This is a genomic window from Aphanothece hegewaldii CCALA 016 (assembly GCF_003007785.1).
GTDB classification, from domain to species: Bacteria; Cyanobacteriota; Cyanobacteriia; order Cyanobacteriales; family Microcystaceae; genus Chroococcus; species Chroococcus hegewaldii.
The window spans coordinates 21,410-34,735 of sequence record NZ_PXOH01000043.1 but is presented as its reverse complement, the minus strand read 5'-3'; the positions used below and the strand labels follow the sequence as shown (position 1 = coordinate 34,735).

Below are 13,326 nucleotides of genomic sequence, written 5' to 3'. Positions count from 1 at the left end.
AAAATCCTTTGCCGCAGCTGTAGGAGCAGGACAAGACAAAATTATCCTTTTGGTTCTTGACCGCGCTGGATGGCATATGAGCGAGAAAGTTGAGTTACCATTAGGCATCTTTTTTGAGCCTTTACCTCCTTACTCTCCCGAATTACAACCAGCCGAGAGACTTTGGGCTTTGGCTGATGAGCCTTTGGTCAACAAGAGCTTTGAAACTCTTGATGCTTTGGAAGTGGTTCTCGCTCAACGCTGTCATGTTCTTGCACAAATGCAACCTCAAATTCAAGCTTTGACTAACTATCATTGGTGGCCAGATCCAGAAGTTTTCAAGGCTGGTTAAAACCTCTTTGTATACAATGGCTAATAACTACGGATTTGGTATGAATTAATATTATTCGGTGCTTTAATATCTAAGCGTTGACAGAGTGTATCGACTAAAGCGCGTATTTCTGCTTCACTCAAAAACGTTAAAACAACCCTTTCTTGATCGCTTTGGGCGTATTCTATATGACATTCAGTCCCTGTGGCGTGACCTTCTGCACTATATAATAATTCTCGCTCCAATAGGGCATTAATGAGCATCGATTTACCCGCACTAAATGCACCTGCGAAAACAATTTCAAACTTAGGCGAGATGGCTTTTTTTAAAGAGGTTTCAATAGCTGTCGTATCTTGTCCAGAACGTAGCGAGGGTTCAGATTGTAGCAATTCGAGTAAATGATTAACATTTTGAGCCAGATCCGTGCATTGTGGTAAAAGTTCAGCCATAGCGATCGCACTACATTAGGTTATCTCTTTTAGTGTTCCCAGTTAATAAAAGAAAATCATGTCTGAAAAAATAAATTATTTTCTAAGGCTAGAGTAGATAAAGTAGAAAAGTTGCTCAAATGAACAAAATTAAGCTGTCTGAATTGCTACAATCTTGACGACAAAAGTGGCTCACCCTAGCAAATTCTCAATAAAGACAACAATGACTGAAATTTTAGCCTCATCTACCCAACGCACATTCGATGTAGCTTCTTTAGTTCGTTTTTCCCAAGAAAAAGCAATTGTTACGGAAATAGCCATCACCGAATATTCTAGTATTGCTGTTTGGGGTGTTCTTCCTGGGCAGCAAGTCCCTGCTCATTTTCATCCTGATGGTCAAGACACTTGGGTTATGATTAAAGGAGAATTGACTTATTATCTGGGCGACGGACAGAAAAAAATTATTTCTGCGGGACAAATTGATGTTGCTGTACCATTACAAGTTCATGGTGCAATTAATGAGGGTCATGATGATGCAATATTTTTATCTATCTATTCTGCTCCAACTCTCAAAGTTATCGCCGCATCTCCTTAATTTGTCTTAAATGCAGAATTCTCTATACTGGTAATCATGTAGGGGTAGGGAGTCCTAACCCTTATAAGAATAAATTTTTAGATTATTGTTATGTCTATTCGTCTTCCTACTTCTCAAACTCTGTATCAACAAGACTTTTATCTCTGGATCAATACAACTATTGAACAAATTCGCTCCCAACATTTAGAGTCGGTTGACTGGGAACATTTATTAGAGGAGTTGGAAGATTTGGGAAACGCTCCAAAGCATAAGCTAGAAAGTCGTTTACTGGTTTTATTAGAACATTTACTCAAACTGGCTTACTGGAGTGCAGAAAGAGAATATAATGCTCGTAGGTGGAAAGGAACAATTATTGAGCAAAGAAAACAACTTAAAAAACTACTCAAAAATAATCCTAGTCTAAAACCTTACCTAACAGAAGTCTTTGAAGAAACTTATCAAGATGCGAGAGATATTGTCATCGTTAAAACCGAACTCGCTTCCAATGTCTTACCGATACAACCTGCGTTTACTCTAGAACAAGTCTTAGATGAAAGTTGGTTGCCTAATCTAGATTAAACTATAAATACTCTATTTTAAGTCGGTCATTATGAAAATTAAAGCAATCCTTCATCCAGCACAAGAAGGCGGATACTGGGCAGAAGTTCCCGCTTTGCCTGGTTGTATTACTGAAGGAGATACTTTAGAAGAAGTCATGAATAATCTTCAAGATGCAATTACAGGATGGTTGGAAGTCGCTAATGAATATCAATTGACAGATGAAGCTGATCAAATTATTGAAATTGCTGTATGAAATCTATTTCTGGGAAAAAATTATGTAAAATTGTTGAAAAGAAAGGCTGGGCTTTGGCAAGAATTACTGGAAGTCATCACATTTATGAAAAATCAGAAAAGATGGAAATATTGACTATTCCTGTTCATCGAAATAAAGATTTAAAAGTAGGAACTCTGAAAGCTTTAATGGCAATAGCCGAATTAACGGAAGATGATTTATCGCTTTAAACTAAAAAGGTGGGACATTGCCCACCCTAATTATTTTAAGATGCGATCGAAGCAGTTGGACGACGACGACGATAAACCCGTGTTTGGGTTGCTGGTTCTATATTTGCGGTTTGTAGTAAGAAGATGACTAACGGTTGACTTTGCAATTCTCGTTTGATCAGTCGTTGTAAGTTAGTTTCAATTTCTTCTCGCAATTGTGCTAATTGTGTTTCAGGGTTTGAGCTTTGGGTGTATTCTTCCCATTTTTCGGTGATTGTGCGCTCAATTGACCGTATAATCAGTTGATTTAATAATGAGCGCTCGACACTTGTCACCACTCCTCTTAGATGAATTTCTGGTTGAGTGAGCAGTTTTCCTTCTGCGCTGACGGTTGCTGCGATCGTTACTACGCCATCATCAGCGAGTTGTCGGCGATCTTGCATGACGTGTTCTTGAACGATCCCTGATTGATCGACGAGTTCAATACCGCTTGTAACCTGCCCAATTACACTTATACTATCGGGTGATAATCCAATAATGTCGCCATTTTTGACAATTACAATATTTTCGGGCGGAACACCTAAGCTTTGGGCAGTTTGGGAATGTTTGACTAACATCCGATGTTCACCGTGTACCGGCATAAAAAACTTAGGTTTAGTCAAGGCTAACATAAGTTTTTGGTCTTCTTGTGCGCCGTGTCCCGAAACATGAATCCCTTTATCGCGTCCATAAACAACATTTGCACCTTGCATCATCAGTTGATCGATGATGTTAACGACTGCGATCGTATTTCCCGGTATTGGGTTAGCTGAGAATATAATGGTATCCCCTTGCTGAATTCTAATTTGAGGGTGCATTCCTTTGGCAATACGTGTCATTCCTGCTAGAGGTTCCCCTTGAGATCCTGTAGTTAAAATCAAGATCTTTTCATCGGGTAAACTCTTAATCGCTTTAATTGGTTCAAATATACTATCTGGACATTTAATATAGCCCAAATTCCGAGCGTGAGCAATGACATTCAGCATCGATCGACCAACGACAACCACTTTACGGTTATGTTTTTGGGCGAGTTGTAGAACGAGATGAATGCGATGGACGGATGAAGCAAAAGTTGTCAGCATCAAGCGTCCTGGGGCTTGTGCGAATACGCGATCTAGGTGAGGATATACTGAGGACTCAGAAGGTGTAAAACCGGGTACTTCTGAGTTAGTCGAGTCACTCAAAAGACATAAAACACCTTTTTCGCCGTATTCGCTTAGTTTTTGTAAGTCGAAATATTCTTTATCTACTGGTGTATGATCGATTTTAAAATCACCAGTATGGATAATTACGCCTATTGGTGTTGTAATTGCCACTGTAAAACTATCCGCCATTGAATGAGTATTACGAATATATTCAACGGCAAAATATCGACCTAAACGGACAGTTTGTCGGGGTGATACTGTTTCTAAAGTGGTTCGGTTTGCGAGTCCAACTTCTGCTAATTTATCTCGTAAAAGCGCAGTGGCTAAACGAGGTGCGTAGATAATAGGAATATCAAAATGTTTGAGATGATAGGGTAAACCACCAATATGATCTTCATGTCCGTGAGTGACGATCATTCCTTTTATTTTATGGCGATTTTCCTGTAAATATGTCATATCGGGTAAAACGATATTAACCCCGTGCATCTCTTCTGTGGGAAAGCCTAAACCTGCATCGACTAAAATCATTTCGTCTTCGTATTCAAAGACACAAGTATTTTTTCCGATTTCATGTAGACCGCCCAAGGGGATAATTTTGAGTAATGATTGAGTTTCGTTTTGTGTCATTAGTTTCCTTCAATTGGATTGTTTTTGTTAGTCGTTTAAGCGCTTTAATAAAATGAAATTGTTTTTATCCAGTTTCCTTTAATTAATTTATTAATACCCTGTTTTTATAATTTTTGACCAATTTATTATATATGCCACTAATTGAGCAAATTTTTTATAGCTTAGAACATATCTTTATTTTTATTCTAGTCTATTTTGTTTCTAGCTAGTTAGGCAATTTTACGCAAAAATCATCAAAGTAAGTCTAAATCTTGCATCACCGCTTCTAAAGAAGGCAATAGCTCTAGGGATAGAGAACTTAGAGGCAAACGCAGTTTCCCCACTTGCCAGCCTTGTTTATTTAATGCTGCTTTGACTGGAATGGGATTAGTCGTACAAAAAAGCACTTTAAACAAATTAAATAGCTTGAGGTTTAATTCTACAGCTAAATCGGTTTTTCCCACCTCAAAGGCTTGAATCATTTGCTGTATTTGTTCGCCCACCAAATGACTAGCAACACTGACGACACCCATACCACCAACCGTCATCATGGGCAAAGTCAGGGAATCATCACCAGAATAAATCGCAAAAGAGGAATGGGTTAGACAACGAACCTTACAGACTTGTTCGATGTTGCCGCTTGCTTCTTTGATTGCCACAATGTTGTCAATTTCGGCTAGTTTGGCCACCGTTTCGGGTAAAAGGTTTTGTCCCGTTCTTCCTGGTACATTATACAACATAACTGGAAAATCTGGACAGGCAAGAGCGATCGCCTTAAAATGCTCATACAGACCTTCTTGGGGGGGTTTATTGTAATAGGGAACGACTTGTAAAGAGCCATCTAATCCCAATTTAGCGGCTTTTTTTGTCGCTTCTATGGCTTCAGAGGTGCTATTTGATCCCGTTCCTGCTAAAATTTTGGCTTGATGTCCAACGGCATTTTTAACCACCTTAAATAACTCATATTCTTCGTCCCAAGTGAGGGCGGGTGACTCTCCCGTAGTCCCGCAAACCACTAACCCATCACTACCATGAGTTACTAAATACGTTGCTAACTTTTCGGCTACTTCGTAGTTAACGTGTCCCGACTCATCGAAGGGCGTTACCATTGCCGTCAAAACTCGTCCAAAACTTTTTTGATTCGTCATTCCCCTTTTCCTATTATACTGCAACGGCTTGAGGACGTAGCAGATTATTTTTTACCAATAATTCAGCAATTTGTACCGCATTTAGAGCAGCCCCTTTGCGAATTTGGTCACCACATAGCCATAATTCTAGACCACAGGGATGAGAAAGATCCTGACGAATTCGCCCCACGAGAACATCATCTTTACCAGTGGCATCCATCGGCATCGGAAAATAATTATTTTGCCAATCTTCGACTAATGTAACGCCTGGAGCCGTTTTTAAGATTTCTCTAGCTTTTTCGACTGCGAAAGGTTGCTCAAATTCTAGATTAACCGCTTCCGAGTGAGCCCGCAACACTGGAACTCTAATACATGTGGCGCTGACTTGGATTTGGGTGTCATTAAAAATTTTCCGAGTTTCGTTAATCATCTTCATCTCTTCCTCACAATATCCTAACTCATTTAAAGACGAGTTGTGAGGAAAAAGGTTGAAAGCCAACGGATAGGGAAAAGATTCGGCTTTGGGTTCAAGTTGATTTAAAATCGCTTGGGCTTGGGTTTTGAGTTCTTCCATTGCTCTAGCACCAGCGCCACTGGCTGACTGATAAGTAGCCACCACAATACGTTTAATGGGTTGCACTTGATGGAGTGGCCAAATCGCCATCCCCAACAGAATCGTTGTACAATTCGGATTAGCAATAATGCCTTTGTGGTGTTCGGCTGCGGTGGGATTAATTTCTGGGACAATTAGAGGGACATCTTTGTCCATGCGAAAGGCACTAGAATTATCGATGATTACGGCTCCTGAATCAACGATCGTTTTAACCCATTGTTTAGATGTCGAACTTCCCGCAGAAGCCAACACAATATCAACATCAACAAAAGACTTCTCATCAACCGCTTCAATAACTAAATTTTCCCCTTTAAATAATATAGTTTGACCTGCAGTTCGAGGAGAGGCCAACAGTTTTAAACTCGCCAAGGGAAATTGACGACTATCCAATAATTCTAATAGTTCGGTTCCAACGGCTCCCGTTGCTCCCAAAACAGCCACCCGTACTGAATTAGACAAATTGCTTTCCTCCAATGGCTTTATTTACGGTTTCTGATTATTTTGCTTTTGGGTTAGCATTATATACACATAGTACCCTTTCAAGGCTAGAATAATAAGATCGTTATGCCTTGTAGAATGAGAGGATATCTGATAAAAGGATATCATGAGAAGTCCCCATTCAGAAGCCATTTGTTAATCGTTATAGAAAAGAAAAATCAATGAAAGTTACTCAGGAAAAACTTCCTGCCAGTCAAGTTGGCTTGGAAATCGAAATTTCGGCCGAAACCTCAAAAAACGCTTACGAAAAAGTTATCCAAAATTTAGCACGCTCCGCACAAATCCCAGGATTTCGCCCAGGAAAAGTCCCGCGTCCTATCCTCATCCAACGCATGGGACAAGCCCGCATTAAAGCTACTGTCGTCGAAGATATGATACAATCGGCTCTTGATGAGGCGATCAAGCAAGAAGATATTGAATCGCTCGGAAATCTTAAACTTGTTTCTAGTTTCGAGGAATTAGTCGAAAAATACCAGCCAGGCGAACCGTTGATCTTTTCTGCTTCTGTGGATGTTCCCCCGACGGTTGAACCTGGAGATTATCAAAATTTGACAATAACTGCCGAAGAAACGGACTACGATCCCCAAGAAGTTGAAACATGGCTGAGTGAAAAACAAGAAGAGAAAGCGATTTTAGTTCCAGTTGAAGATCGCGCCGCTCAACTTGGTGATGTCGCTATTATTGATTATGAAGGAAAAACGTTAACAGAAGAGGGAGAAGAGGCAGAAGCTATTCAAGGTGTACAAGGTACAGATTTTCGTGTTGATCTCGTCGAAGGGCGTTTCATTGATGGCATGATTGAAGGTATTGCCGGAATGTCCCCCGAAGAAACAAAAGATTTAACCCTGACGTTTCCTGAAGATTATCCAAGAGAGGATTTAGCGGGTAAACCAGTTGTTTTTACAATCACTCTCAAAGAAGTTAAAGCGAAAGAACTGCCTGAACTTGATGACGATTTTGCTCAAGATGTTAGTGAGTTTGAAACCTTTGCAGAACTTAAAGAATCTTTAGAAAAACGTTACTCTGAGCAAGCCGAAACAGCTACAAAAAATAGCATTCATGAAGCGTTAACGAAAGCTTTGGTAGAAATTAGTACCGCCGATCTACCCGAAACCCTGATCGAACGACAAGTCAATCAAATGCTCACCCAAACCGCTATGCAAATGGAACAAATGGGCATGAATATTCGCCAATTGTTTAACGCGGAGATGGTGTCTCGAATGCGGGTTGAAATTCGACCAGAAGCCATCGAACGACTCACACAAGCCCTAGTTTTACAGAAAATTGCCCAAATAGAAGGAATTACGGCTACTCCTGAAGAAGTTGATACTCGAATTCAAGAAATATCCGAACAACTCGCCGGACAAGATGTCGATCCCGATCGCCTACAAGAAGTGATCACAGAAGAGATTACCACACAAAAAACCTTAGATTGGCTACAAGAAAAGGCATCTATTACTTTAGTCCCCAAAGGAACACTAGATCCTGAAACAGACGAAATAGAAGACACAATAGACATAGAGTCAGTAACAGCCGAAGAAGAATAAACTGATCAGATTATGGGGGAGCGGGTGATTCCCCTACCCCAAATTTTGCCCCATTTCGGTTAAAGTTAAGTCATAATGTAAAGAGTAGAGGAAACTCTATTAACTCATGTTTTGTTAAATAGCAAAACGAAAAAACGTTTAATATTGGCAAATTATTATTAGTTTGCGCTTATCTTTACAAATATATGGTTCAATCACAATCACCTGATTATCCGATTTTTAGTCATCGTTCTCCACTCATCTATTCAGGCCCAGAAAATATCGTGCCGATGGTTGTAGAACAATCAGGCATGGGAGAGCGAGCCTTTGATATCTACTCTCGTTTATTACGGGAAAGAATTATATTTTTAGGGACAGCCATAGATGATAATGTTGCTGACTCAATTGTGGCTCAATTGTTGTATCTTGATGCAGAAGATCCAGAGAAAGATATCCAGTTGTATATAAACTCTCCAGGTGGCTCAGTCTATGCAGGACTAGCGATTTATGATACAATTCAGCAAATCCGCCCAGATGTTGCAACAATTTGTTTTGGCATCGCAGCAAGTATGGGAGCATTTCTCCTCTCCAGTGGAACCAAAGGTAAACGGATGGCTTTACCAAGCAGTCGCATCATGATCCATCAACCCCTGGGTGGCGCACAAGGACAAGCCGTAGAAATCGAAATTCAAGCAAGAGAAATTCTATACATCAAAAGACGGCTAAATGAAATGTTGTCGAGTAATACAGGTCAGCCCTACGAAACGATCGCCAATGATACGGAACGCGACTTTTATATGTCAGCCCAAGACGCGAAAAACTATGGTTTAATTGACCAAGTAATTTGTCGTGAGGCACTTGCTGATCCCACTATTCCGGTTACATCACTCAGGTAAAAACGGCTTATGTCTAAATATGACTCTCATCTAAAATGTTCGTTTTGTGGTAAATCACAAGAGCAAGTACGAAAACTGATCGCAGGACCTGGGGTATATATTTGTGATGAGTGTGTAGAGCTATGCAATGAAATTCTAGATGAGGAACTGTTAGAGCAGCCAACTCCAGTAGCGGCAGGAAATTCTCGACCCGAAGATCGCCCAGGAAACGGGAAACGGAAAACTAACCGCGATCGTCTTTCACTAACCCAAATCCCCAAACCCAGAGAAATTAAAAAACATCTGGATGAATATGTCATTGGGCAGCAGGAGGCCAAAAAAGTCCTCTCAGTTGCCGTTTATAACCACTACAAGCGGCTAAATGACATCCAATCTCGAAAAGCAGGTCTCAACACAGATGACATCGTAGAACTGCAAAAATCTAACATTCTGCTGGTGGGTCCAACGGGATCAGGAAAAACCCTACTCGCTCAAACTTTAGCCAAGATATTAGATGTTCCTTTTGCTGTAGCAGATGCCACAACCTTAACAGAAGCAGGTTATGTTGGAGAAGATGTCGAAAATATCTTACTCAGACTCCTCCAAGTTGCTGATCTTGATGTGGAAGAAGCCCAACGCGGGATCATTTATATCGACGAAATCGATAAAATAGCTCGTAAAAGCGAAAACCCCTCAATTACTAGGGATGTCTCAGGGGAAGGCGTACAACAAGCTTTATTAAAAATGTTAGAAGGAACAGTGGCTAATGTTCCTCCCCAAGGTGGACGCAAACACCCCTATCAAGACTGTATTCAAATTGATACAAGCAATATCCTCTTTATCTGCGGTGGGGCATTTGTTGGTTTAGATCGCGTCATAGAACAGCGCAACGGCAAAAAAGCAATGGGCTTTATTCGTCCAGGGGAAAACCAAGCATCTAAAGATAAACGTGTTGCGGACTTACTAAAACAAGTTGAACCCGAAGATTTAGTGAAATTCGGCATGATACCCGAATTTGTGGGACGTATTCCCGTAATGGCAGCCTTAGATCCTTTAGATGAAGAGACATTGATGGCGATCTTGACTCAGCCCAAAAACGCTCTAGTCAAACAGTATCAAAAACTGCTGAAGATGGACAACGTTCAGTTAGAATTTAAAGCTGATGCCGTAAAAGCGATCGCACAAGAAGCCCATCGACGGAAAACAGGCGCGAGAGCATTACGCGGTATTGTCGAAGAATTAATGCTGGATGTGATGTACGAATTACCGTCTCGCAAAGACTTAAGACAATGTACCATTACTGAAGAAATGGTTAACAAACGTTCTACCGCCGAGATTTTGATTCACCCGTCTTCAATCCCAAGTCAAGAATCTGCTTAAATTTAAAAGGGTATTGTAAAGATTTAACAATAATGTAGTCAAATGGCAGCAAATCTCCTAAAATTTCAATAGCACCTTAACAAAAGAATAATTAACTTTAAAACTAGAAGGTTGTCAACCAAGAAAATGTTAACTAATTTTAACCTTAACTATTTAAGCGGTTGACGTAAAAGTTTTAGCTTTAAACTCTCTCGTCGTACAAATTAAAGTAGTCGAGAAGGCTATCTAATTCTAGTAGTTAGATTGAGACTCGATAGAGGGCGCGTAGTTCGTCCATTAGAGATAAAAGTCTATAAAGCTAATTTTAAACTCAATGCAATATTTGCGTACAGAATTAGTAACTATCTGATTAAAATACCCTACAATTTATTTACTTCACTTGAGTTAAATCACATTAATATCGCTATTATTTAAAGTGGGTGCGCCTTGGAAAATAGCTAATACGGTAGCTGAAGTGGAACCACTCCCATCAATATCAAAGCGTAAATATCCTGTTGCTGTATCGTAGATAAAACGTTGACTAGAAGTTGTCGCACTTATTCCATATTTGAACTGTGTAGAGGAAATAGTCACCCCGGCAGTTATACCACCAAAACCCGAAGCAGACACTTGTAAACTATCTGTATCAGGATCAAAGTCAATAATCGTATCAATTCCTTCATTTGAAGCATTAAAAATTATAGTATGTTCATCGGTGTCATAATCTTTGTAACAAATTAAGGTATCTTCTCCTTTACCTCCTTCTAAGAAAGAAAAATCACCGCCTTTTAAAGTATCATTTCCATTACCACCGTTGCCGTAAAACTGAAAACCCGTAATTAAATCATTTCCACCTTCTCCATAAGATGCACTCTGATAACCCGTTAGAGTATCATTACCTATACCACCATATGCAGTACTATACTCCCCAGGCGTTAAAAGGTCATTTCCCGCATTGCCATACATCACGCCAAAACCAGATACTGTATCGTTTCCCTCTCCTCCATATATAGTGGCATCGCCATCAATGTAACTTCCTCCAGTTAAATAATCATCGCCTTTTTCACCATAGAGAGTATCATCGACATATCCATAAATAGTGTCATTGCCATCACCCCCTTTTAGAATATTTTTTCCATTATTGCCAGTGATGACATTATCGTAACTATTCCCTGTACCATTAAGATTACTATTGCCAGTGAGAATTAAATTATTAACGTAGTTGTCACTCATGGTATAGCTAATCGATGTTTTTATCGTATCGACTCCCTCTCCTGGTATTTCGATAATCACATCAGAGATACGATCGATAATATAAGTATCATCGCCATTTCCACCAATCATCGTATCTGCACCACTTCCACCATCAAGGATATCGTTACCATTTCCTGCTTCTAGTCTGTCATTTCCTGCTAACCCAGTTAGAGTATCTAAACCATCGTAACCATAGATAAAATCATTTTCTGTCGTTCCCGTTAAATTGTTATTTCCTGAATTTCCTTTAATCGTCGCCATATTATTATTATTTTGATCATCACTGTGAGTTTATTTACTTTTAATCCCAGAAAAAATTGATTTTTTCTAGATTTTTTTACAAAATTTAATTATTTTTTATTTTGATGGAAAATTAGTAAATTACTTAAGCTGTAATACTTATATCTCAAGGTATATCCGATTCGATACTTGCTAGTTATTAAATTGAATTAAGCCTATACATATCCTATAAAAGTTAGACTTTTACTAATAAATAGCTTTAGTGCAAGATAATTTTCTATTAGAATTTTTATAGAGCAATTAATTTTTGAATAAAAACCCGAAAATGACAACAGGCACTGTATATCAAAAAACCATCAATATTAGAGGCGTTGATCACTATTATGAATGGATTCGCCAATCCAATGAGCAGAGTAATAAACCTATCATGGTGTTTATTCATGGTTGGGGCGGTTCCGCGAGATACTGGAAAAGTACCGCAGTCGCGTTATCGGATCAGTATGACTGTCTGTTGTATGATTTAAGAGGTTTTGGACGTTCTAAGCTACCCACAACATCTGTAGAAATTTCCTATGAACTAGAAGAATATGCAGATGATTTAGCATTTTTGTTAGATGCCCTAAAAATTGACAAAATATATTTAAACAGTCATTCAATGGGTGCATCAGTTGGAACCTTTTTTATTACTTCTTATCCCGAACGAGTCGAAAAAGCTATCTTGACTTGTAATGGGATTTTTGAATATGACGAAAAAGCTTTCGCCACATTTTATAAATTTGGTGGGTATGTGGTTAAATTTCGCTATCCTTGGTTTCTCAAATTTCCGTTAGCGGATCGTTTATTTATGGCTCGTTTTTTACATCGACCTATTGATAAAGCAGAAAGAGTCGCTTTTTTAGAAGATTTTTTATTAGCAGATTATGACGCAGCATTAGGAACTATTTTTACATCAGTTAGCAAACAAGCGGTTGAAGTAATGCCTCAGAAATTTATGCAAATTTCTACACCTACTTTATTGATTTCTGGAGAAAAAGATATTATTATTCCCGCAAAACTCGGACAACAAGCAGCTAAATTAAATCCTCAGATTCAATATGTCGAAATGCCGAAAACTGCTCATTTTCCTATGTTAGAAGATGCCCAAACCTATCTACAGATCGTTAGAGAGTTTTTACAGAAGTAAAAATTAAAGTGTACGGTGATGATATAGTTCTAAGGCAATATGGTTACAATAACTGATGATTGGGAGAATGACAGGTGTTAGAAACAATTTTAGTCGCTTTGGATTGTTCCGAAATGTCCGAAGATATTTTAGATGCCATAGGAGATTTATACATCACTGCGACAACTAAAATTATTTTAGCTCATGTGCTGCCATCTCCTGAGACTGGACAAGATACCGATGCAGCGCAACCTCATCAATCTCTTGAATTACTATATCAAAAAGCGGACGAACACCTTAAAGACCTGCAACAAGAACTCAAGGGGAGTATCATAGAAATCGTTAATGGTGATCCTGCTGAAGAAATTATCCGTCTAGCCAATATTTATCAAGCTGATCTAGTGATTATTGGCACTCGTGGATTACAAGGAGTCGATCGCATTATAGAAGATTCGGTGAGTAGTCAAGTCGTCTGTGATGCTCCTTGTTCAGTTTTGGTGATCAAACCGTAGTTTTCTGGCTCGAAATGGGATTAATAAGATATAGTAGAGCATGGATAAATTGCCAT

At 39.2% G+C, this 13,326-nt stretch carries 14 protein-coding genes and 1 pseudogene; 10 read left to right on the top strand and 5 right to left on the bottom strand.

Annotated elements, in window-relative coordinates; all coding sequences use genetic code 11:
• A partial coding sequence (locus C7H19_RS22615; RefSeq protein WP_181280643.1) for a transposase occupies positions 1-331 on the top strand: 331 nt, incomplete at its 5' end.
• Positions 332-372: 41 nt separating this feature from the next.
• Here C7H19_RS22615 and C7H19_RS22610 read toward each other — a convergent pair.
• Positions 373-759, bottom strand: a pseudogene (locus tag C7H19_RS22610) (dynamin family protein); the annotation flags it as partial.
• Between the two features lie 202 nt (positions 760-961).
• Here C7H19_RS22610 and C7H19_RS22605 point away from each other — a divergent pair.
• The 4 genes from C7H19_RS22605 (at position 962) to C7H19_RS22590 (ending at position 2,335) form a co-directional block, all read left to right on the top strand.
• Positions 962-1,333: a cupin domain-containing protein gene (locus C7H19_RS22605; protein ID WP_106459178.1), complete on the top strand. Its 372-nt coding sequence runs from the start codon at positions 962-964 to the stop codon at positions 1,331-1,333.
• A 90-nt stretch (positions 1,334-1,423) separates the two neighbouring features.
• Positions 1,424-1,891, top strand: coding sequence for a DUF29 domain-containing protein (locus C7H19_RS22600; RefSeq protein WP_106459177.1), 468 nt, complete (start codon positions 1,424-1,426; stop codon positions 1,889-1,891).
• Between the two features lie 31 nt (positions 1,892-1,922).
• Positions 1,923-2,126: a type II toxin-antitoxin system HicB family antitoxin gene (locus C7H19_RS22595; RefSeq protein ID WP_106459176.1), complete on the top strand. Its 204-nt coding sequence runs from the start codon at positions 1,923-1,925 to the stop codon at positions 2,124-2,126.
• The gene (locus C7H19_RS22590; RefSeq protein WP_106459175.1) at positions 2,123-2,335 is read left to right on the top strand and encodes a type II toxin-antitoxin system HicA family toxin; all 213 of its coding nucleotides are present in this window, start codon (positions 2,123-2,125) and stop codon (positions 2,333-2,335) included. The genes C7H19_RS22595 and C7H19_RS22590 overlap by 4 nt, the downstream gene beginning before the upstream one ends.
• Before the next feature lie 35 nt (positions 2,336-2,370).
• On the opposite strand, the gene C7H19_RS22585 is transcribed toward C7H19_RS22590, so the two are convergent.
• The 3 genes from C7H19_RS22585 to C7H19_RS22575 form a co-directional block, all read right to left on the bottom strand.
• Positions 2,371-4,125 carry a ribonuclease J gene (locus tag C7H19_RS22585; protein WP_106459174.1) on the bottom strand — a complete coding sequence of 585 codons (1,755 nt, stop codon included), beginning with the start codon at positions 4,123-4,125 and terminating at the stop codon, positions 2,371-2,373.
• A 233-nt stretch (positions 4,126-4,358) separates the two neighbouring features.
• Positions 4,359-5,252: a 4-hydroxy-tetrahydrodipicolinate synthase gene (gene dapA / locus C7H19_RS22580; RefSeq protein ID WP_106459173.1), complete on the bottom strand. Its 894-nt coding sequence runs from the start codon at positions 5,250-5,252 to the stop codon at positions 4,359-4,361.
• A 13-nt stretch (positions 5,253-5,265) separates the two neighbouring features.
• The gene (locus C7H19_RS22575) at positions 5,266-6,303 is read right to left on the bottom strand and encodes an aspartate-semialdehyde dehydrogenase (RefSeq protein WP_106459172.1); all 1,038 of its coding nucleotides are present in this window, start codon (positions 6,301-6,303) and stop codon (positions 5,266-5,268) included.
• Positions 6,304-6,503: 200 nt separating this feature from the next.
• Between C7H19_RS22575 and tig the strand changes: the two genes are divergently transcribed.
• The 3 genes from tig to clpX all read left to right on the top strand — a co-directional run bounded on the left by tig (position 6,504) and on the right by clpX (position 10,123).
• Positions 6,504-7,889: a trigger factor gene (gene tig, locus C7H19_RS22570; protein ID WP_106459171.1), complete on the top strand. Its 1,386-nt coding sequence runs from the start codon at positions 6,504-6,506 to the stop codon at positions 7,887-7,889.
• A 185-nt stretch (positions 7,890-8,074) separates the two neighbouring features.
• Entirely contained in the window at positions 8,075-8,764 is a 690-nt protein-coding gene (gene clpP, locus C7H19_RS22565; protein ID WP_106459170.1) for an ATP-dependent Clp endopeptidase proteolytic subunit ClpP, read from the top strand.
• 9 nt (positions 8,765-8,773) lie between these two features.
• Positions 8,774-10,123 (top strand): ATP-dependent protease ATP-binding subunit ClpX, encoded by a 1,350-nt coding sequence (gene clpX, locus C7H19_RS22560; protein WP_106459169.1) that lies wholly within the window; start codon positions 8,774-8,776, stop codon positions 10,121-10,123.
• A gap of 384 nt (positions 10,124-10,507) precedes the next feature.
• Here the strand turns inward: clpX and C7H19_RS22555 are convergent, their stop codons facing one another.
• Positions 10,508-11,617 (bottom strand): calcium-binding protein, encoded by a 1,110-nt coding sequence (locus tag C7H19_RS22555; RefSeq protein WP_106459168.1) that lies wholly within the window; start codon positions 11,615-11,617, stop codon positions 10,508-10,510.
• Positions 11,618-11,921: 304 nt separating this feature from the next.
• Between C7H19_RS22555 and C7H19_RS22550 the strand changes: the two genes are divergently transcribed.
• Both C7H19_RS22550 and C7H19_RS22545 read left to right on the top strand, forming a co-directional pair.
• Positions 11,922-12,779, top strand: a complete 858-nt coding sequence (locus C7H19_RS22550; protein WP_106459167.1) for an alpha/beta fold hydrolase — start codon at positions 11,922-11,924, stop codon at positions 12,777-12,779.
• 74 nt (positions 12,780-12,853) lie between these two features.
• On the top strand, positions 12,854-13,270 hold the full coding sequence (locus tag C7H19_RS22545; protein WP_106459166.1) for a universal stress protein: 417 nt from the start codon (positions 12,854-12,856) through the stop codon (positions 13,268-13,270).
• Positions 13,271-13,326: the final 56 nt, after the last annotated feature.

Bases quoted from the DNA above. Each gene is read 5' to 3' on its own strand.
- C7H19_RS22605 (WP_106459178.1), top strand. From the start codon at position 962: ATGACTGAAATTTTAGCCTCATCTACCCAACGCACATTCGATGTAGCT.
- C7H19_RS22600 (WP_106459177.1), top strand. From the start codon at position 1,424: ATGTCTATTCGTCTTCCTACTTCTCAAACTCTGTATCAACAAGACTTT.
- C7H19_RS22595 (WP_106459176.1), top strand. From the start codon at position 1,923: ATGAAAATTAAAGCAATCCTTCATCCAGCACAAGAAGGCGGATACTGG.
- C7H19_RS22590 (WP_106459175.1), top strand. From the start codon at position 2,123: ATGAAATCTATTTCTGGGAAAAAATTATGTAAAATTGTTGAAAAGAAA.
- C7H19_RS22585 (WP_106459174.1), bottom strand. From the start codon at position 4,125: ATGACACAAAACGAAACTCAATCATTACTCAAAATTATCCCCTTGGGC.
- dapA (WP_106459173.1), bottom strand. From the start codon at position 5,252: ATGACGAATCAAAAAAGTTTTGGACGAGTTTTGACGGCAATGGTAACG.
- tig (WP_106459171.1), top strand. From the start codon at position 6,504: ATGAAAGTTACTCAGGAAAAACTTCCTGCCAGTCAAGTTGGCTTGGAA.
- clpP (WP_106459170.1), top strand. From the start codon at position 8,075: ATGGTTCAATCACAATCACCTGATTATCCGATTTTTAGTCATCGTTCT.
- clpX (WP_106459169.1), top strand. From the start codon at position 8,774: ATGTCTAAATATGACTCTCATCTAAAATGTTCGTTTTGTGGTAAATCA.
- C7H19_RS22555 (WP_106459168.1), bottom strand. From the start codon at position 11,617: ATGGCGACGATTAAAGGAAATTCAGGAAATAACAATTTAACGGGAACG.
- C7H19_RS22550 (WP_106459167.1), top strand. From the start codon at position 11,922: ATGACAACAGGCACTGTATATCAAAAAACCATCAATATTAGAGGCGTT.